Origin of the sequence: Sulfitobacter sp. 1A13368 (genome assembly GCF_043557275.1) — a bacterium.
GTDB classification, from domain to species: domain Bacteria; phylum Pseudomonadota; class Alphaproteobacteria; order Rhodobacterales; family Rhodobacteraceae; genus Sulfitobacter; species Sulfitobacter faviae.
The window spans coordinates 320,987-339,951 of record NZ_JBIFFR010000003.1 but is presented as its reverse complement, the minus strand read 5'-3'; the positions used below and the strand labels follow the sequence as shown (position 1 = coordinate 339,951).

The window sequence follows — 18,965 nt, the reverse complement described above, 5'->3', positions numbered from 1 at the left end:
TTGCAAAGGTTTGTCATGTCCGCCGAATTCGCCGCCCCCTCCGCCAATGCCCTGCCGCTTCATGTCTTGAGCGAGACCGCGCTTGAAGGCTGGCTTGCCGATCAGCCCGGCGCTGTGCAGGCATGGGTGAAAGCCAGCGGCTTTGTGGGCGGCCTTGGTCAGGCGCTTGTCGTGCCGGGTGCCGAGGGCGCGCCGGTGAAGGCACTGGCGGGCTACGGGTCCGAGGCTGCCCGCCGCCGGGGCCGGTTTCACCTCGCCGCCGCTGCGGCCAAGCTTCCTGCCGGGGATTACCGGATCGAAAGCGGCCTGCCCGAGGATCAGGCGGCGACAGAGGCGCTTGGCTGGCTGCTGGCGGGCTACCGATTTGACCGCTACCGCGACCAGCCCCCGCTGACCGCCCGCCTCGTCGCGCCCGAGGGGGTCGACGCCGAACAGATCACCGCGCTGGCCACGGGTGAGATGCTGACCCGCGACCTGATCAACACACCCGCCTCCGACATGGGGCCGCCCGACCTTGAAGCCGCCGCGCGCAACCTGGCCGAGCAGCATGGCGCGCAGATCGAAGTGACCACCGGCGATGCCCTGCTGGAAAACAATCTGCCGATGATCCACACCGTGGGCCGCGCCGCCGACCGCGTGCCGCGGCTGATCGACATGGCATGGGGCGAGGCGGGGCCAAAGCTGACGTTGGTGGGCAAGGGCGTCTGTTTTGACACCGGCGGGCTGAACCTCAAGCCCGGCGCGTCGATGGCGCTGATGAAAAAGGACATGGGCGGGGCCGCCGCCGTGCTGGGGCTGGCGCATATGATCATGGCCACCGGCATGGAGGTGCAGCTTCGCGTGCTGATCCCGGCGGTTGAGAACTCCGTTTCCGGCAACGCCTTCCGCCCCGGCGACATCCTGACTTCGCGCAAGGGGCTGACGGTTGAGATCAACAATACCGATGCCGAGGGGCGTCTGGTGCTGGCCGATGCGCTGGCGCTGGCGGATGAAGACAGGCCCGATCAGATCATCTCAATGGCGACGCTGACCGGGGCCGCGCGGGTGGCCGTGGGGCCGGACCTTGCGCCCTATTACAGTGACGACGCCGCCTTCGTCTCGGCTTTGGAAAGCGCCGCTGCCGGGTCCGCCGATCCGGTCTGGCGGATGCCTTTCCATGACGCCTACGAGGCGCTGATCGAGCCCGGCATCGCCGACCTCGACAACGCGCCCAAGGGCGGCTTTGCCGGGTCGATCACCGCCGCGCTCTTCCTGCGCCGCTTTGTGACCGACAGCAAATACGCGCATTTCGACATCTACGGCTGGCAACCTGCCGACGCCCCCGCCCGCCCAAAAGGCGGCACCGGCCAAGGCACCCGCGCGATCTATGCCGCCCTGCCTGCCTTGCTGAAATCATGAGCGACCCGCGTCTTACCCCGGACCCGGCGCTGGCGACCCAGAACCGCCCTGCGCAGGTGGCGGTGCCGGTGGCCGACCTCTGCCGCCGCCCTGACGGGCCACGCGACCGGCAGCTGTTGTTCGGCGAGCAGGTGACCGTGCTGCATGAGGCGTCGGGCTGGACCTATGTGCAGGCCGAGAAGGATGGCTATTGCGGGCATGTTCTGCAAAGCACCCTTGGCACCCCGCGCAGCGCCACCCACCGCGTCTGCGTGCCTGCCACCCATGCCTATCGCGACGCCGATCTGAAATCGCCGGACCTGCTGAGCCTCAGCTACGGTGCGCGCGTCACGGTGACGGCAGAGACCAAGGATTTCGCCGAAACCCCGCAGGGGCACATTCCGCTGGGCCATCTTGCCCCCGTCGAGAGCCGAGAGGCCGACCCCGCGCAGATCGCCGCGCTGTTCCTTGGCACGCCCTATCTCTGGGGCGGCAACAGCCGTTGGGGGATCGATTGTTCGGGCCTCGTGCAAGCGGCGCTGCTGGCCTGCGGCATCCCCTGCCCCGGTGACAGCGACCAACAGGAAAAGACCGTGGGCGCCCCCGTCAGCGACGCCTATCAACGCAATGATCTGTTGTTCTGGAAAGGCCATGTGGCGCTGGTGGTGGACGGCGAGACGATGATCCACGCCAATGCCCACGCCATGGCCGTGAGCTATGAAAACATCGCCGAGGCCATCGCCCGGATCGAAGCGGGCGGGGACGGCCCGGTGACGGCACATCGCCGCCCCGGCGTTTAATCTACTGCTCGGATCAGCTTGCGCTCCAACACGCGCAGCACGGCCTTCAGGTCATGGCCCCGGCGCAGCACCTGCCCACCCGTGCCCACCACCGCATACATCCCCTGCCGGTTGCGCAGCTTGGGCCGCTTTTCGATCCGGTAAAGCGGTATCTCAGCCGTGCGGCGAAAGACGGAAAAGACGGCCACGTCCTTAAGGTGCGAAATCCCGTAGTCCCGCCACTCCCCCGCCGCGACCATACGCCCGTAGAGCGATAGGATCAGCGACAGTTCGGTGCGGTGAAAGGCGACCTGTTCGGCAGGGCGCTCGAAAGCCGTGATCGGCGATGGGGGCTCTATGCTCATGGCTTTACAGTTGACCCTGACGGGGGCCAAATCAAGCCCTGACATGGCCGAAAGCACCCCTCAAAATTTCTTGAAAGCGTTACAGAATTGTGCAACCAATCTTGAAAATGAAACACAAAGGCATGACGGAATGACCCCAGACGCCCGCGCCCGCAAATGTGCCGAGGTGATGTTCGCCCGAGATTCCGCCTCGGCCGGATTGGGCATGAGGATCGACGAGGTCACCCCCGGGGGCGCGGTTTTGTCGATGTCGGTGCGCCCGGACATGCTGAACGGGCATGGGATTTGCCACGGCGGTTTCATCTTCACGTTGGCCGACAGCGCCTTTGCCTTTGCCTGCAACAGCTACAACCAGACCACTGTCGCCCAGCAGAACCAGATCACCTATCTCAGCCCCGGCCAGCCGGAGGAGCGGCTGACTGCCACCGCACGCGAAGTGTCGCGCAGCGGTCGGTCGGGCATCTATGACGTGACCGTCACGGGCGAGGATGACCGTGTCGTGGCCCTGTTTCGCGGGCTCTCCCGCAGCATCAAGGGCCAGCTATTTACCGAGGAGGAGCCGACCTGATGAAAGACCTGACCCCCGCGAAGGATACGCTCGAGCCGATTGAGATCGCCAGCCGGGACGAGATCAGCGCCCTGCAATTGGACCGTCTGAAATGGTCGCTGCGCCATGCCTATGACAACGTGCCCTTCTACAAGCAAAGCTTCGACGATGCGGGCGTGCATCCCGATGATCTGAAACAGCTTTCCGATCTTTCGCGCTTTCCCTTCACGGTAAAGACTGACCTGCGTGACAATTACCCCTTTGGCATGTTCGCCGTGCCGCGCGATCAGGTGGCGCGCATTCACGCGTCCTCCGGCACCACCGGGCAGCCGACCGTGGTGGGCTATACCAAGGATGATCTGGCGAACTGGGGGCAAGTCGTCGCCCGCTCCCTGCGCGCGGCGGGGATGCGCCCGGGCGACATGCTGCACAATGCCTATGGCTATGGGCTGTTCACCGGCGGCTTGGGCATCCACCTCGGGGCCGATGCGCTTGGCCTGTCGACCGTGCCGATCTCGGGCGGGATGACCCCGCGCCAAGTGCGCCTGATCGAAGATTTTGCCCCCAAGGGCATCACGGTCACCCCGTCCTACGCGCTGTCGATCTTGGATGAATTTGCCAAACAAGGCATCGACCCGCGCCAATCCTCGCTCGAAGTCGGCATCTTCGGGGCTGAGCCTTGGACCAACGCCATGCGGCAGGAGATCGAGCAGGCCTTCGACATGCATGCAGTCGACATCTACGGGCTCAGCGAAGTCATGGGGCCGGGCGTGTCGATGGAATGTGTGGAGACCAAGGATGGGCTGCACATCTGGGAAGATCACTTCTACCCCGAGATCATCAACCCCGAGACGGGCGCCCCGGTCGCGGATGGCGAAATGGGCGAGTTGGTCTTCACCTCGCTGACGAAACAGGCCTTCCCAATCATCCGCTACCGCACCCGCGATCTGACCCGGCTGCTGGCGGGCACCGCGCGTTCCATGCGGCGGATGGAGAAGGTGACCGGGCGCAGCGACGACATGATTATCCTCCGCGGCGTCAACGTCTTCCCCACCCAGATCGAAGAGGCGCTGATGGCCACGCCGGGCTTGGCTCCGCATTTCCAGATCGAACTCTCGCGCCCCGACCGGATGGATCAGATGCGCGTGCTGTGTGAATGCGCTGACGCCAGCGTCACCACCGATGCCCGGGCTGCTGCGATCAAAGCGCTGTCGGCACAGATCAAACAGACCGTCGGCATTTCGGTCACGGTTGAGGTCATGGACGTGGGCGGCGTTGCCCGGTCCGAGGGCAAAGCCGTGCGTATTCTCGACAACCGCCCCAAGGGCTAGGGGACTGCCCTAGCCGCAGGTGACTTTGGCGATTTTCCCCTCCGCGTCCAAGACGATGTTGGTGCGGTTGGGATTGGCGTCCATCGTCACCGGGTCGCCCTCGGTATAAACGCGCTTGGGCTCGGAAACGATGCTCGCCGCCGACTTCGGGCGGCCGATCAGCCCCCACCAACTGCCTTCTTTGCAGGTGTCGGTCGGGCGCTCGGCGGCTGCGAGCTCTTCCTGACCGTTGTCCTCAGAGGGGCTGGAGGTGTCATTCACCGCATTGACCACCGAATCCGGCAGCGGCTTGGGCTTGGCCGGGCTGCTGGGGGTTTCGGACCGCGCAGGGGCCGATGGCTCAGAGGCAGCCGGTGGCGGCGCGGGCGTGGTCGCCACAGGCGCGGGCGCCGGGATCGGGTTCTGCACCGGCGCTGTCGATAATTCGGCGCAACCGGCCAGCACTAGAGGTGCCAAGAAAACTACTTTCATATTCCAAACCTCGTTCTTCGGGTGGCGTCCATCCTGCAACAGGTAGCTCCCTCCGCTGCCCCGCCAAGGGTGGGGCGCTTTGCGTTTGCTGGAACCTGCCGATGGGACTGCTGTGGCAGCGAGATCACGGAGCCGCCCGAGGCGATTCCGCTGGCCGCAACCCCTTGAGCGCGCAGGTGGTGTCGATCGGTTCGGCCAAGACCCACGCCCTGCCCCATTGCACCCCAAGGGCGGGCTGGCTAATGCTTGACCCATGGTCGCGATCTTCCTGAAAACCCTGCCGTTCTTTGCGCTGATCGGCCTTGGCTACTGGGCCGGGCGCACGCGGTTTTTTTCTGCCGAAGCGACGGCCTATCTCACCAAATTCGTCTTCTACTTCGCCCTCTCGGCGATGCTGTTCCGCTTTTCCGCCAATCTGTCCTTGGCCGAGGTCTGGGACAGCCGCCTTGTCGCCGCCTACCTCTGGGGGACGGCCTTCGTCTATGCCATCGCCAGCCTCGTCGGTTTTTTGCGCGGGCTCGATGTGGCCACCAATGGGATCGAGGCGCAATGCGCCGTGATCGGCAACACCGGCTTTCTGGGCGTGCCGATGCTGACGCTGCTCTTAGGGCCGGATGCCATCGGCCCCGTGCTGCTGGCGCTGACCGTCGACATGATCATCTTTTCCAGCCTCATCGTGATCCTGATCACCGGCTCCCGCGAGGGGCAATTGCGGCTGGCGACACTCAAAACCGTCGGGATTGGCCTGCTGAAAAACCCGATGATCGTCGCCATTACACTCGGGTTCCTCTGGTCCGGCTTCGGCATCCCGATCCCCGTGCCGCTGAACGAATTTCTGGCCATCCTTGGCGGCGCCGCCACCCCCGGTGCCCTTTTTGCCATCGGCGCCTCGCTGGCCTCTAAATCCGCCGAACGGATCGAGATCGCGGGCTGGCTGACTTTCTGCAAACTGGTGCTGCACCCGCTCTTCGTGGCCTTTGGCGCGCTGTTTCTCTTCGGCGTCGACCCGTATAAAGCCGGGGTCATCATCGCCACGGCCTCCCTCCCGGTCGCGGGCAATGTCTATATGCTCGCCCAACACTACGGCGTCGCCCCTCAGCGGGTCTCTGCCGCCATTCTCGTCTCAACCACAGTTAGTATCGTGACCGTCAGCCTTGTCGTAGGTTGGGTCTCGGCCCTGTGACATATCCAATTTCGAAAGGAACGCTGCCATGAAAACCATCTCGGAAAACGCCTGTTTCGGTGGCACGCAGGGGGTCTACTCCCACGCCTCCGACTCCTGCGGCTGCGACATGACATTCGGCCTGTTTCTCCCCGCCGAGGTGCAGGACGGTCCGGTCCCGGTGCTGTGGTATCTCTCAGGGCTGACCTGCACCCATGAGAACGCCATGACCAAGGCGGGCGCGCAGGCTTGGGCTGCCGAACACGGCATCGCATTGGTCTTCCCCGACACCTCCCCGCGTGGTGACGATGTGGCCGATGACGATGCTTACGACCTTGGCAAAGGCGCGGGGTTCTATGTGAACGCGACCCAAGACCCTTGGGCGGCGCACTACCAGATGTGGGACTATTTGGCCGAGGAGTTGCCCGCCCTGCTGAGCGAGAATTTCGCCCTCGATATGGAGCGTCAAGGCATCACCGGCCACTCCATGGGCGGGCACGGCGCGCTGACGCTGGCGATGAACCTGCCGGGGCGTTTCCTCTCAGTCTCCGCCTTCGCGCCGATCACCCACCCGACGGCGAGCGATTGGGGCAAAAAACAACTCAGCGCCTACCTCGGGTCCGACGAGAGCACATGGACGAAACACGACAGTACGCTCCTGATGCGCGAAAAGGGCTTCGACGGTCCGGTGCTGATCGACCAAGGCAGCAGCGACCAGTTCCTTGACCTCTTGATGCCCGAAACGCTGGCCGAGGCCATGGCCGCCAAACGCCAGCAGGGCAGCTTCCGCATGCAGCCGGGCTATAACCACAGCTATTTCTTCGTGGCGAGCTTCATGGAAGATCACGTCGCCTTCCATGCCGACGCGCTCTACGCAGGCTGAACGATGACCGTGCTTTACATCGACGCCGACGCCTGCCCCGTGAAGGCCGAGGCCGAGCGGGTCGCGACCCGCCACAAGATCAAGATGTTCCTCGTCTCGAACGGCGGGTTGCGCATGTCGCAAAATCCGTTGGTCGAGGTGGTGATCGTGCCCGACGGGCCCGACATCGCCGACATGTGGATCGCCGAGCGGTGCGGGCCGGGCGACGTGGTGGTGACCGGGGACATCCCGCTGGCCGCCAAATGCGTCGAAGCGGGCGCAAGGGTGCTGAAACACAATGGCGAGGCGCTGACCGCGCGCAATATCGGCAACGTGCTGGCCACCCGCGACCTGATGGCCGACCTGCGCGCCGCCGACCCCTTTCGCCAAGGCGGCGGCAAGGGGTTTACAAAGGCCGACCGCTCCCGTTTCCTCGAAGCATTGGAGCGGGAACTGCGCGCGGCGGCGCGGGGGTAGGCCCGCGTTAAGCAATTGTTAGGGCAAGTGATATGACACCACAGGCGGTCGTTTTCGACATCGGCAACGTATTGATCGAATGGCAACCGGAGCGGTTTTACGACAGCGTCATCGGCGAAGATCGCCGCCGCGCCATGTTCGACGCCGTGGACCTGCACGGCATGAACGACCGCGTCGACAGCGGCGAGAATTTCCGCGACACGATCTATGCCATGGCCGAGGCGACGCCTGAGTGGGGCGATGAAATCCGCCTCTGGCACGACCGCTGGATCGAGATGGCCGCCCCGGTGATCGACCACTCCCTGCGGTTGAAGAATGCGCTGCAAGCGCGTGGCGTCCCGGTCTTCTCGCTCACCAACTTCGGCATTCAAAGCTATGATCTGGCCGCGACCCATTACCCTTTCCTGCGCGAGTTCGACCGTGATTTCATTTCCGGCCACCTCGGCATGATCAAACCCGCGCCCTCAATCTACGAGGCCGTGGAAAAGGGCAGCGACCTGCCGCCCGAAGCCCTGCTTTTCACCGACGACCGCGCCGACAACATCGCCGCCGCCGCCGCGCGGGGCTGGCAAACCCACCATTTCACCGGGCCGCAGGGCTGGGCCGACCGTCTGGTCGCCGCCGGCCTGCTGAGCCGCGAGGAGGCCGCATGACCGACATTCCGAACATCTCCTTCGACGCGGGCGAGGCGCTGCTGGATTGGATCGCGCTTACCGATGCGCTGGCCGCGGGCCACGACCTGCCGAAGGCCGAGATCGGCGACACGTTCCTCTACCGCGGCAAGGACACGCTCTTAAGCCGGTCGGCCTGGATCGACGGGCTGGGCATCGCGGTGAAATCCGCCACGATCTTCCCCGGCAACCCGGACCGCGAGGTGCCGATGGTCAACGGCGGCGTCTCGCTTTTCGATGACGAAACCGGCACGCTCTCCGCCATCGTGGACTTCCACCTTGTCACCAAGTGGAAGACCGCGGGTGACAGCCTCTTGGCCGCGCGCCGTCTTGCCCGACCGGACAGCGAGAACATCCTGATCGTCGGCGCGGGCACCCAAGGTCGGGCGCTGCACGCCGCCTATTCCGCGGCCTTCCCGCAGGCCCGTTTCACGGTCTGGAACCGCACCGCGAAGAACGCCGAGGCGATGGCCACAGAGCTCAAGATCAACGTGGCGACCGATCTAGAGCAGGCCGTGCGCGCCGCAGATATCGTCACCTCCGCCACCATGTCGACCGACCCGCTGATCGAGGGCGATTGGTTGCAGCCCGGCCAGCACGTCGATCTCATCGGCGCCTACCGCCCCGACATGCGCGAGGTGGACGACACGGCGCTGCTGCGCGCCCGCGTCTACGTCGACAGTTTCGACACCACCATCGGCCATATCGGAGAGATCAACATCCCGCTTGAGGCAGGCACCATCACCCGCGACCACTTAGTCGCGGATTACTACGACCTTGCGCGCTTCACTCGGCAAAACGACGATGAGATCACCCTGTTCAAAAACGGCGGCGGCGCGCATCTGGACCTGATGACCGCCAACCACATCCTCGAACGCTGGCGCGCGCGTTAAGCGGTCACCAGCCCCTCGAGCCGTTTCTCGCGGATCGGCAGATGCACCACGGCGCTAAACGCCCCCACGGCCACGCCAACCCACCAGACGGCGGTGTAGCTGCCGTAGATGTCGTACATCCGCCCGCCCAGCCAAACGCCGAGGAAACTGCCCAGCTGGTGGCTGAAGAAAACGATGCCGTAAAGCGTGCCCATGTAGCGCAGCCCATAGATATGCGCGACGAGGCCGGAGGTCAGCGGCACCGTGGCGAGCCAGAGCGCGCCCATGCCCACAGAGAACAGGATCACCGTCATCGGCGTTATCGGGAACATGATGAAGGCCGCGGCGATCACCGTGCGCCCGACGTAGATCCCCGCCAGCAGGTATTTCTTGGAATAGCGTTTGCCCGCCCAGCCTGCCAGCAACGTCCCCGCGATATTGGCGAGCCCGATGAGTGAGATCGCCACCGCGCCGAGCGCCGAGGTGGTGGTGATACCGATGTTGTGCAGCACGCCGCCCGCAAGGATCGGGCCGCACATTTCGGTCACGAAGGCCGGGAAATGCGCGGTGATGAAGGCGAGTTGATAGCCGCAGGAAAAGAAGCCCAGAAAGATCAGCGTATAGGAGGGATCGCGGAAGGCCTTGCCGAGGATCTGGCCCATCGATTCCTCAAGCTCGGCCCGGCTCGCCATCGCAGGCGCGCGCATCATCGGCAAGGTCAGCAGCATCAGCAGGATCACCCCCGCGAAGCTGACGAAGGTCATCTGCCATGACATGAAGCTTAGCATCCATTCCGCCACCGGCGCGCCAAAGACTTGGCCCGCGCTGCCCGCCGCCGTGGCGATGGCCAGCGCCATCGAGCGGTTCTCGTCCGAGGCCGCGCGCCCCACCACGGCGAGGATCACGCCAAACCCGGTGCCCGCGATGCCGAAGCCGACAAGCCAAGCGTATGTCTGGTGCTCGATCGGCGTCGCGGAATTGGCCGACAAGAGCAGCCCCACCGCATAGACCACCGCCCCGATGATAATCGCCCGCCTATCGCCAATCTTCTCGGCCAGCGCGCCAAAGATCGGCTGCCCGATGCCCCAAGCGAGGTTCTGAATCGCGATGGCGAGGGAGAATTCACTGCGTGCCCATGCAAATTCCTCGGCAATGGGGATCTGGAACACGCCGAAGGAGGCCCGCACGGCGAAGCTGATCATGATGATGATACATCCGACCATCAGGACCGGGGTGAACAGGGGCGCGCGGCTTTGCATGGAAATGTTCCTTTCCGCGGCAGATTATGGGTTTCCCCGGCGTCGTCAATTGCGCATCCCCAAAGACTGGCCAGCCTGCCCGCGCTGCCGTAAACCCTATTCAACAAAGCAAACGGGATCCCCCATGGACGAGATCGACAACAAGATCATCGCGGAACTGCGCCGCGACGCGCGCATGTCCTATTCCGCGCTGGCGGCCACCACGGGTCTGTCGCGGGTGACGGTGCGCGCGCGGGTGGAACGTCTGGTCAGTTCCGGCGCGATTCTGGGCTTCACGCTGATCCTGAAAGAAGACATGCGCCACAGCCCGATCCGAGGCCATACGCTCTTGGCCATCGAAGGCGCGGGCACCGACCGGATCAAACGCATTCTTGCAGGCATGCCCGCGGTGCAGGCGATCCATGCGACCAATGGCAAATGGGATTTGATTGTCGAGACGGGGACGGAGACCGTCGAAGAACTCGACAGTGTGCTGGGCCAAATCCGCCGCATTCAGGGGGTGAGTTCAAGCGAGACGAACCTGCTGCTGGCCACTCAGATGACGGTCACGACCTAGGCTATTGCACCGAGAGGACCACCACCTCGACCCGCCGGTTCTGTTCGCGCCCCGCTTCGGTTAGGTTGCTGTCACGCGGCGCGAGATAGCCCGCGCCCTGCGCCTCCAGCCGGCCGGGGGCCACGTCATAGCTCTGAACCAGCCGATCCCGCACCGCTTCTGCCCGTTTGCGTGACAGGGCGGTATTGGCGTCCAAACTGCCCACCGCATCGGTATGACCGACCAGCGCCACCCGCAGACCCGGCTCTGCCTTGAGCAATTCGGCAAGCCGCGCGAGGGTCGCAAAGGGGCCAGGGCCAAGCGCGGAGGTGCCGGTCTCGAACTCCAACCGGTTGAGCACCAGATGCCCCTCGGCCTTCAGCACCGTTGCGAAATCCTCCGTGGCGGTGGCAAGGGGCACCGCGCCGGTTGGGGCGGGCGTGACGGGGGGGGTGCCATCTTCCGGCGCATCGCCGCTGCGGGCTTGGATGATCTGCACATAGGCCGAGGTCGCCGCCGTGCTGGCAAGGATGCTGATCGCCTCGGTTGGTGTGCCATCATCCGCCCGACGCAGGGCGGTGATGAAGTGAAAGGCGCGCAGGTTCACATACATGTTCGGCCCCGGCAGCACCTCTATCGCAAAGCGGAAATCGAACCCACCGCAGTCCCGCGCCGCGCAGTCGAGCACGATGTCAAACCCCGCCTCTTCAAGTTGCCGCCGCAGCGGGCGCATCACCTGCAAGGCAGTCAGCCCCGGCGTGTCCATCCGCCAAGCGGCGCGGCGCACGTCGCCATCGACATGGACCCGCGCCACCTGCCCCTCGGCATAAACGCCCACGGGCGCGGCGTAGCGATCCGGCGCGGTGTTGCGTTCCGCCGTCAGCCGCGCGGTGCTGGGCAGCGCCAGTTCAAGCGCCGCCGCCGGGGCCGCCAGCAGCACCCCGGCCAGAGCCGCAGCGACGCGCGCCCGGATCATCGCGCCTGCGCGTGGTAATCGTCGTTGGGGCGCATGTCGGTGGCGCTGGCCACCCGGTTGGTCATATTAAAGAAACCCGCCACGCTGGCGATGTCAAAGATGTCACGATCGGTGAAGCCTACGTCGCGCAGGGCCTGACGGTCGGCCTCCTCAACCTTGGCGCTGGCCTCGGTCAACTTGACCGCGAAATCCAACATGGCGCGTTGTTTGGGCGAAATCTTGGCCACGCGGTAGTTCATCACCAGCGCCTCGCCCAATTGCGGATCGCCCGACATTTCGCGCACCGCCGCCCCATGGGCCACGAGGCAATAGTAGCATTTGTTGACCGAAGACACCGCCACCGCGATCATCTCACGCTCAAGTTTGCTGAGCGCGCTGTCGCCCAGCATCAGATCGTTATACATGCCGGTAAAGGCGTTCAGCTTGTCGATGTCAAAGGCATAGGCGCGCAGCACATTGGGCACCATCCCGAGCTTTTCCTGACAGACGTCGAAATACTTCTGCGTCGCCTCGGGCAGCGGATCGACCATCGGCAGATCAAGGGCGGTGGGCATATCGTTGGCCATGGTCTTATCCTTTACTCAGTGCTTTGACGGTAATGATAGTGCCCGACCGGGGCAAAGCCCAGCTTGGCATAGAGCGCCTGCGCGCGGGTATTGGTATCGACGCAGAGCACCGACAGCCGCGCGGCCCCCTGCGCCTGCCCCCAATGGGCGGCGGCCCGCATCAGCCAAGTCGCCACGCCTTGGCGTTGTTGATGGGGCAGCACCTCAACCGCGTGGACCATACAGATATCATTGTGCACCCCGGCAAAGGCCACGCCTGCGGGTTTCTCGTTCCAGCGGGCAAGGATGCCGGTCTTGGTTGCGGCACGATCCATCACGGCAAGCCGCGCGGGGCCGACCCCGCCGGCGGCCCAGACCTCGGACATGATCGCCAGCGGCTCCCAAATGCAAAAGGCGGTGACCGGGGGCATCGGAATATCGGTGAGGCGGGTGATCGACAGGCTCAGCACCGTGACCGGATCGACCACCTCGTAGCGCCGCGCAGCCAGCAGCGCGTCGAGGGTATCTTCCCCCGCACGCACCATGAACAGCGGGCGCTGATCCATCTCGCGCATCGCCGCTTCGGCAACCGGAATGTCGGCGTCGGTGACCGCCCCGCGTGCCGTCGCCGCCGAGACGCGTTTGCCGCCGCCCTGCCCTTCGCGCAGGGTCCAGGGGCCGTGCTCGAAGCGCCGCGCGGCGGGCCAAGTCGCGTCGCCCGCGTCGAAAAACGCCTGCGCCTCACTCATGCGAAGGCGGCCTTGAGCTTGTCCATCGCGGCTTCGACCATCCCCGGATCGCTGCCCCGGATCACCACATGGGCGCCAAAGACACCGTCCTTTTGAAACGGGTAGCTGCCCATGGACAGATGCGGATATTCCTCGGCCAGCGCCCCCAGTGGCCCGGCGATATCGCTCTCGCCGCGGTCGATGCGCAGGGTCTCACTGATCAGCGGCTGCCCCCCGGTCAGCCCCGGCAGAACACTGGCAACCATCGCCTGAAAAACCGCAGGCACCCCGGCCATGACATGCACATTCTCAACCACAAACCCCGGCGCGGCAGAGACCGGGTTCTCGATCAGCGCGGCGCCTTCAGGGATGCGCGCCATGCGCAGGCGCGCCGCGTTCATCTCGGTCCCCGCGCGGGCATAATGTTCTGCCAAAATCTCGCGCGCATCGTCGCGCACGTCGATGTCGCGGTTAAAGGCGGCGGCGATGCAATCGGCGGTGATGTCGTCATGGGTCGGCCCGATCCCGCCCGAGGTGAAGACATGGCTATAGGCCGAGGACAGCGCCTGCACGGCGGCGATGATCGCCCCATGATCGTCCGAGACAACGCGCACTTCGCGCAGGTCGATCCCCACTTTCGTCAACTCCCCCGCAAGGTGATGCATATTGCTGTCACGGGTCCGGCCCGAGAGGATTTCGTCGCCGATCACGATCATCGCGGCGGTGGGGTTTGACATGGGGCGGCTCCTTGAGGATGGCGTCCCTTCGGTATAGGCCGCGCCCCATGCGCTTTCAAACCCAACTTGTCCCCGCCCGACTGATCCGCCGCTACAAACGCTTTCTGGCCGATTGTAGGTTGGAGGAGACGGGCGAAGAGGTGGTGGCCCATTGCGCCAACCCCGGCTCGATGATGGGGCTGGCGGAACCGGGCAGCCGCATCTGGCTGGAGCCGAACGACGATCCAAAGAAAAAACTGAACTACGGCTGGCGGTTGGTGGACCATGAAAACGGCCATTTCACCGGCGTCGATACCGCCCTGCCCAACCGCGCGATGAAGGCGGCGTTGATCGCGGGTGAGGTCGCCCCGCTCGCCGCCTATACCGAGGTGCGGCCCGAGGTGAAATACGGCGAAAACTCCCGCATCGACTTCCTGCTCAGCAGCGATGGCCTGCCCGATGCCTATGTCGAGGTGAAATCCGTCACCCTGTCACGCGAAACCGGGCTGGCTGAATTCCCCGACAGCGTGACCGCCCGCGGGGCGAAACATCTGGGCGAGTTGGCGCGGATGGCGCAGGCCGGGCACCGCGCCGTGCTGCTCTATCTGGTGCAGCGCACCGATTGCTCGCAGATGCGCCTCGCTGCCGATATCGACCCGACCTATGCCGCCGCCTCCCATGCCGCGCGGGCGGCGGAGCTGGAAATCTACGCCATCGGCACCCATATCACGCCCCAGGCCGTCACACTGGCGCAACCGATCCCCTTCGCGGGCTGAGCCGCTCTGGCCCTCGCCCGAAAGCCACGTTAAGTAGGAGCGAACACAAGCATGGAGAGAGCGGTGAACAACGCACACCGAGGCCGCCAGACGCGCGACGGCATTCGCATTTACGAGCCTTCCGATCATGCCGGGATGCAGGCAGCGGGCCGTCTCGCCGCCACAATCCTCGACGAGATCGCAGAGCATGTCTTCCCCGGTCAGACCACCGGAGAGTTGGACCGCCTGATCGAAGAAAAGGTCAACGCCGCCGGGGCAAAATCCGCCACCATCGGCTACAAGGGCTACAAACACGCCAGCTGCATCTCGGTGAACCATGTGGTCTGCCACGGGATCCCCAGCGACAAGAAGCTGAAAGACGGCGACATCCTGAACATCGACGTGACCGTCATCGTTGATGGCTGGTTCGGCGACACCAGCCGCATGTATGTGGCGGGCAAACTGTCGCGCAAGGCCGAGCGGCTGATCAACGTGACCCACGACAGCCTGATGCGCGGGATCGAAGCGGTGAAGCCGGGCAATACCTTTGGCGACATCGGCCATGCGATCCAGACATTTGTCGAAGGCCACCGCATGTCGGTCGTGACCGACTTCTGCGGGCACGGTTTGGGGCAGGTCTTCCACGCGCCACCCAACGTGCTGCACTATGGCCGCCCGGGCACCGGCGCTGTGCTTGAGCCGGGCATGTTCTTTACCATCGAGCCAATGGTGAACCTTGGCCGGGCCGAGACCAAGACCCTCGCCGACGATTGGACCGCCGTCACCCGCGACAAATCCCTCTCGGCACAGTTCGAACATTCGGTGGGCGTGACCGAAGACGGGGTGGAGATCTTCACCCTCTCGCCCGGTGGTTTGTTCCACCCGACCTACAAGACCGACTAAATGCGGCGGGGGCACGGCCCCTGCCCGCCTATGCGTCGATGGCAACCAAATGATTGTCCCACGCCCGTTTGGCCGTGGTCAGCCGCGACAGCGTCGCCTCTTGCAGCGACAGGATACCGCCCAGCCCATCCGTAGCCACGAAGCCCCCCCGGCCCGGTGCCAGCCCGCAGACATCGGCGCGGCGATGACTGGCGAGGAATGCACCCTTGTTGTCAAAGACATGCAGCCACCCGCCGCGCGGTGACGTGATCCCGACCGCCCCGCCATCGGCGGCAAATGCCACGCTGCCCGCGTAGCCCTGCATCGCGATTTGCTCGGCCAGATCGGCCTCGGCCAAGATGGGCTCTTCCCCGCGCCGGTGCAGCCCCAGCAGCGGCACGCCGTCGCCCGGCTCCCCCTGCCATTGCATCGCAAAGGCCACCTGCCCGTCCGGCGCCAAGGCCAGATGCCGGATCGAATTCTTATGCAGGTCATCAGGCGGCGAAACCTGCTCCAGCACTTCGCCCGAGAGGCTGACATAAGACAGATTGGGCCGCATCACATCAATGTTCAACTTCTCCCGCCCGCTGTCGGGATGGGTGCGGATGCCGCCATTGGCCACCACCAGCACATCCTCGGCCCAGCGACGGATTTCATGGGGGCCGACCCCGCCCGAGGCGATCTCTCCGATCCGGGCATAGCCCTTGGCGCGGGACCACAGGCCGATGCGCCCTTCGCCTGTGTCGATCTCATTCTCGCTGGTGGCGAGGATGGCCCCGCCTTGCAAAAACGCCCCATGCCCGTAGAAATGGCGCCCCTCTGGCGCGTCGAGCCGATGGGCCACACGGCCCTTCTCACAGTCGATCACCAGCGCGAACCGGCCCGGGCGGCGGGCAAAGGCGACCGCCTCGGCCGCGGTGGGATGGGCGGCAGCGGCATGGCCCCGGTCGGGCAGCGGAATGCGGAAAATGTCGTGGCCGGACCCGTCCAGCCCGAAAAGCGCATAGGCCCCCGAAGGGTCACGCGCGGCGGCAAGGTAGACGGGGCTTCCCGCGGCGGCCCAGCCCATTGCGGGCAAGCTCGACGCGGCGGCGAGACCGGCGAGGAAATGGCGGCGTGAGGGCATCAATCCCCATCCGCCGAATTGAACCCAACCGAGACGCCAAGCGCCGGGGCGATCTCTGCCCCCACCGCCTCGGAAATGGCGCGCACATCGTTTTGCAGCGCCTCGACCCGGATACGGCTGATCGGATCGACCACCCCGGCAAAAACGGGGTCTTCCAATGCACGCGCGGCGCTCAAGGCGCGGTCGAATGCGGCATCGGTCTTGGGGGTGGGCGCGTCCGACAGCGTGTCTGCCAGTCCGTGCAATGCTTCGAGCGACAGGACCACATTGCGCAGGCTACGGCCCGAACGGCGCGCCTCGGCCACCTGCGGCTTCGGCGCATCAAAACTGCCCATCGGGCGGCCTAGACGTTGGTCCGCGACAAATTCGAGCCCGGTTGCCAAAGCCGTGTAAAGCGCCTGCGATGCCTCGCGCGGGCTGAGGAAACGGTCATTGCCCGCCTCCCCGGCGCTGCGGAGCGCGGCGGCGAAACCCTCACGCCATGCGGTGTCGACCTCGCGGCCCAAATTGGCCAGGTCGGCCGCCATCGCGCGGGCCAATGCGCAGCTATAGCTCTCGGCCCCGTAGCCTGCGAAGTCATCGTCATAAAGCAGCCGTTCCAGCGCAAAGAGCCCCCGCGCGGCGATGGAGACTTCGGCGTAATCCCCGCTTGTCGCGATCGGGTCTTCTTCGGCCACCATCCGCGCCACGCTGCGCCCCACCATGCCGCGCGTATCGGGCCAAAAGGCGATGGCCAGCCCGCGCCCGTCTTCCTCTAGCGGTCCGAGGGTCAAATGCGCGATGCCGAGCCATGCGTCGAAAGCCTCCTGATAGGCCGGGCGCAGGGCGGCATCGGTGCAATCGGCCTGCGCCGCCGCATGAAGCGCCGCCGTGGCCGAGGCGAAACGGGCGGTGCCGGGCAGCGCGTGATCTTGGATCACCTCTTCCACCCCGGCGAGGGCGGGGGCGGCGGTCAGAAGGAATGTGGCGGTCAGCAGGCTGCGCATCAGAGGCTCTCCAGATAGCGGATCAGGGCGTCACGGTCGGCTTTGGGCATGTCGACCACGGCATCGCGGGCGGGCTGGGCTTCGCCGCCGTGCCAGAGCACCGCTTCGAGCAGCGACCGCGCCCGCCCATCGTGCAGGAATTGGGTATGGCCGTTGACCTGTTCGGTCAAGCCGATGCCCCAGAGCGGCGCGGTGCGCCACTCGCGCCCGTTCGCGCGGCCCTCGGGGCGGTTGTCGGCCAGCCCTTCGCCCATGTCATGCAGCAAAAGATCGGTCATCGGCCAGATCAGCTGAAAGCTCTGCTCGGGCTGGTCCTCCAACCGTTCGGTCACGAATTTCGGCTGGTGGCAGGAGGTGCAGCCGACCTCATGAAACACCGCCTTGCCGCGCAGCACCTCAGGCGCGCCGACATCGCGGCGGGCGGGCACGGCCAGGTTGCGGCTGTAGAATGTCACCAGATCCAGCCCTTCGGCGTCGATCTCGGTGCCACGGTCGTCACCATCCCCATGGGGTGCCGCGCGGCAGGCGGTCTGCTCCGCCGTGCAATCGCCCCATGCCGCGTCGAAAATGGGGGAGGAAATGCCAATGTCGCCTGCAAAGGCGCTGGCGGATTGTTCGCGGATCGTCGGCGCCCCGGCTTTCCAGCCGAAACGGCCCAGGATCGGACGCGCGTGTTCAAAGGACCAGACAATCTGCGCCCGGCCCGAAATGCCATCACCATCGGCGTCCTCCGGGTCGGCCAGCGCCAAGATATCTGCCGCCGGGATCGCCTCTAGCAGGCCAAGCCCGATCATCGGCGGGGCGACGCGGGGGCTGAGCATCGCGCCTTCGGCCAAGGGGCCATAGCCGAGGTCTTCGGCGCTGTAGGTTGGGCGGCGCAGGCTTGCTGTCTCCCCATCCGACAGGGCGACCTCCACCTCTTCATAACTCACGCCGAGACGGTATTCCGCCGGATGGCCCGCCACCCCGAAATCCTGCAATTGCCCGCCATAGACCGGATCGGGCCGCGTGCGCGGGGTCTTGTCGCCGACCGAGAGCAGGAACGCCTCAATCTCGCTCATCGCCTCTTCGGGGGGCGTGGGAACCGAGATGCGCAGGAACATCGACACCGCGTCATCCTGAGGTCCCTCGGGGGGATGGCCGCGCCCGTCTTTCAGGTGGCAGCGCTGGCAGGAACGCGCGTTGAAAAGCGGCCCCAGCCCGTCAGAGGCCAGCGTCGACGAGGGCGAAGAGACCCAAAGCTTTTTGAACAGCCCGTTGCCGACCTTGAAATCCAACTCCCGCTCGAAAGGGATGTTGCCCGAAGGCAGCGAAAACGCATCGGCATTGCCGCGCGGGCTGACCGTGGCGGCCCCTGCGGGGTTCGTCTCAAAGGGTTCGGGCTTGTCGAATTCGGTCGCGGGGGCGGTGACCTTGGCGATCCGGGCGGCCTCTTCCCCGGTGCGGGGGATCACCTTGAGATGCGGTTCCTCCAATGCTTGCGGAGCGGCGGCGGCCATGCTCGCGGCGGCCACCGTGAGCATCGGAATAAGGAATCGCATGG

22 protein-coding genes are annotated in these 18,965 nt (G+C 65.3%); 12 read left to right on the top strand and 10 right to left on the bottom strand.

Annotation, left to right across the window (positions count from 1 at the left end):
- The first annotated feature begins 15 nt into the window (after positions 1-15).
- Together ACGYK4_RS08760 and ACGYK4_RS08755 are read left to right on the top strand one after the other, a co-directional pair.
- Positions 16-1,398 (top strand): leucyl aminopeptidase family protein, encoded by a 1,383-nt coding sequence (locus ACGYK4_RS08760; protein WP_394456048.1) that lies wholly within the window; start codon positions 16-18, stop codon positions 1,396-1,398.
- Positions 1,395-2,177: a C40 family peptidase gene (locus ACGYK4_RS08755; RefSeq protein WP_394456046.1), complete on the top strand. Its 783-nt coding sequence runs from the start codon at positions 1,395-1,397 to the stop codon at positions 2,175-2,177. Before ACGYK4_RS08760 ends, ACGYK4_RS08755 begins: the two co-directional genes overlap by 4 nt.
- On the opposite strand, the gene ACGYK4_RS08750 is transcribed toward ACGYK4_RS08755, so the two are convergent.
- On the bottom strand, positions 2,174-2,521 hold the full coding sequence (locus tag ACGYK4_RS08750) for a DUF2794 domain-containing protein (protein WP_209218493.1): 348 nt from the start codon (positions 2,519-2,521) through the stop codon (positions 2,174-2,176). The genes ACGYK4_RS08755 and ACGYK4_RS08750 overlap by 4 nt on opposite strands.
- A 130-nt stretch (positions 2,522-2,651) precedes the next feature.
- Here ACGYK4_RS08750 and paaI point away from each other — a divergent pair, with 130 nt between their 5' ends.
- Both paaI and paaK read left to right on the top strand, forming a co-directional pair.
- Positions 2,652-3,089 carry a hydroxyphenylacetyl-CoA thioesterase PaaI gene (paaI, locus tag ACGYK4_RS08745; protein WP_067266022.1) on the top strand — a complete coding sequence of 146 codons (438 nt, stop codon included), beginning with the start codon at positions 2,652-2,654 and terminating at the stop codon, positions 3,087-3,089.
- Entirely contained in the window at positions 3,089-4,399 is a 1,311-nt protein-coding gene (gene paaK / locus ACGYK4_RS08740) for a phenylacetate--CoA ligase PaaK (protein ID WP_394456044.1), read from the top strand. The genes paaI and paaK overlap by 1 nt, the downstream gene beginning before the upstream one ends.
- A 9-nt stretch (positions 4,400-4,408) precedes the next feature.
- Here paaK and ACGYK4_RS08735 read toward each other — a convergent pair whose 3' ends face one another.
- A complete protein-coding gene (locus tag ACGYK4_RS08735; protein WP_394430728.1) occupies positions 4,409-4,870 on the bottom strand; it encodes an I78 family peptidase inhibitor in 462 nt (153 codons plus the stop codon).
- A 253-nt stretch (positions 4,871-5,123) separates the two neighbouring features.
- Here ACGYK4_RS08735 and ACGYK4_RS08730 point away from each other — a divergent pair, with 253 nt between their 5' ends.
- From ACGYK4_RS08730 to ACGYK4_RS08710, 5 genes are read left to right on the top strand one after another with little or no spacing between them, the layout of a single operon-like run.
- On the top strand, positions 5,124-6,053 hold the full coding sequence (locus ACGYK4_RS08730) for an AEC family transporter (protein ID WP_271688814.1): 930 nt from the start codon (positions 5,124-5,126) through the stop codon (positions 6,051-6,053).
- A gap of 28 nt (positions 6,054-6,081) precedes the next feature.
- On the top strand, positions 6,082-6,915 hold the full coding sequence (gene fghA, locus ACGYK4_RS08725) for an S-formylglutathione hydrolase (RefSeq protein WP_394456042.1): 834 nt from the start codon (positions 6,082-6,084) through the stop codon (positions 6,913-6,915).
- Between the two features lie 3 nt (positions 6,916-6,918).
- On the top strand, positions 6,919-7,371 hold the full coding sequence (locus ACGYK4_RS08720) for a YaiI/YqxD family protein (protein WP_394430724.1): 453 nt from the start codon (positions 6,919-6,921) through the stop codon (positions 7,369-7,371).
- Between the two features lie 32 nt (positions 7,372-7,403).
- Positions 7,404-8,024, top strand: a complete 621-nt coding sequence (locus tag ACGYK4_RS08715; RefSeq protein ID WP_394430722.1) for an HAD-IA family hydrolase — start codon at positions 7,404-7,406, stop codon at positions 8,022-8,024.
- Positions 8,021-8,935, top strand: a complete 915-nt coding sequence (locus ACGYK4_RS08710; protein ID WP_394456040.1) for an ornithine cyclodeaminase family protein — start codon at positions 8,021-8,023, stop codon at positions 8,933-8,935. Before ACGYK4_RS08715 ends, ACGYK4_RS08710 begins: the two co-directional genes overlap by 4 nt.
- Here the strand turns inward: ACGYK4_RS08710 and ACGYK4_RS08705 are convergent.
- Positions 8,932-10,173, bottom strand: coding sequence for an MFS transporter (locus ACGYK4_RS08705; protein ID WP_394456038.1), 1,242 nt, complete (start codon positions 10,171-10,173; stop codon positions 8,932-8,934). The genes ACGYK4_RS08710 and ACGYK4_RS08705 overlap by 4 nt on opposite strands.
- A 124-nt stretch (positions 10,174-10,297) precedes the next feature.
- On the opposite strand from ACGYK4_RS08705, the gene ACGYK4_RS08700 reads away from it, so the two are divergent.
- Positions 10,298-10,729 carry an Lrp/AsnC family transcriptional regulator gene (locus ACGYK4_RS08700; RefSeq protein ID WP_067262523.1) on the top strand — a complete coding sequence of 144 codons (432 nt, stop codon included), beginning with the start codon at positions 10,298-10,300 and terminating at the stop codon, positions 10,727-10,729.
- Position 10,730: 1 nt separating this feature from the next.
- On the opposite strand, the gene ACGYK4_RS08695 is transcribed toward ACGYK4_RS08700, so the two are convergent.
- The 4 genes from ACGYK4_RS08695 to ACGYK4_RS08680 are packed head-to-tail and all read right to left on the bottom strand — an operon-like array spanning position 10,731 to position 13,694.
- The gene (locus ACGYK4_RS08695; protein ID WP_394456036.1) at positions 10,731-11,684 is read right to left on the bottom strand and encodes an OmpA family protein; all 954 of its coding nucleotides are present in this window, start codon (positions 11,682-11,684) and stop codon (positions 10,731-10,733) included.
- Complete coding sequence (locus ACGYK4_RS08690) at positions 11,681-12,250, bottom strand: peroxidase-related enzyme (RefSeq protein WP_394456034.1); 570 nt, start codon at positions 12,248-12,250, stop codon at positions 11,681-11,683. Before ACGYK4_RS08690 ends, ACGYK4_RS08695 begins: the two co-directional genes overlap by 4 nt.
- Before the next feature lie 11 nt (positions 12,251-12,261).
- A complete protein-coding gene (locus ACGYK4_RS08685) occupies positions 12,262-12,978 on the bottom strand; it encodes a GNAT family N-acetyltransferase (protein ID WP_394456033.1) in 717 nt (238 codons plus the stop codon).
- Entirely contained in the window at positions 12,975-13,694 is a 720-nt protein-coding gene (locus ACGYK4_RS08680; RefSeq protein WP_394456031.1) for a competence/damage-inducible protein A, read from the bottom strand. Before ACGYK4_RS08680 ends, ACGYK4_RS08685 begins: the two co-directional genes overlap by 4 nt.
- Before the next feature lie 47 nt (positions 13,695-13,741).
- Here ACGYK4_RS08680 and sfsA point away from each other — a divergent pair, with 47 nt between their 5' ends.
- Together sfsA and map are read left to right on the top strand one after the other, a co-directional pair.
- Positions 13,742-14,449, top strand: coding sequence for a DNA/RNA nuclease SfsA (gene sfsA / locus ACGYK4_RS08675; RefSeq protein ID WP_394456029.1), 708 nt, complete (start codon positions 13,742-13,744; stop codon positions 14,447-14,449).
- A 51-nt stretch (positions 14,450-14,500) separates the two neighbouring features.
- A complete protein-coding gene (gene map, locus ACGYK4_RS08670; RefSeq protein ID WP_271688803.1) occupies positions 14,501-15,331 on the top strand; it encodes a type I methionyl aminopeptidase in 831 nt (276 codons plus the stop codon).
- Between the two features lie 28 nt (positions 15,332-15,359).
- Here the strand turns inward: map and ACGYK4_RS08665 are convergent, their stop codons facing one another.
- Genes ACGYK4_RS08665 through ACGYK4_RS08655 form a run of 3 tightly spaced genes read right to left on the bottom strand, consistent with a single transcriptional unit; the run spans position 15,360 to position 18,963 of the window.
- Entirely contained in the window at positions 15,360-16,436 is a 1,077-nt protein-coding gene (locus ACGYK4_RS08665; RefSeq protein ID WP_394430711.1) for a DUF1513 domain-containing protein, read from the bottom strand.
- Positions 16,436-17,422, bottom strand: coding sequence for an imelysin family protein (locus ACGYK4_RS08660; RefSeq protein ID WP_394456028.1), 987 nt, complete (start codon positions 17,420-17,422; stop codon positions 16,436-16,438). The genes ACGYK4_RS08665 and ACGYK4_RS08660 overlap by 1 nt, the downstream gene beginning before the upstream one ends.
- A complete protein-coding gene (locus tag ACGYK4_RS08655; RefSeq protein ID WP_394456027.1) occupies positions 17,422-18,963 on the bottom strand; it encodes a di-heme oxidoredictase family protein in 1,542 nt (513 codons plus the stop codon). The genes ACGYK4_RS08660 and ACGYK4_RS08655 overlap by 1 nt, the downstream gene beginning before the upstream one ends.
- Between the last annotated feature and the right edge of the window lie 2 nt (positions 18,964-18,965).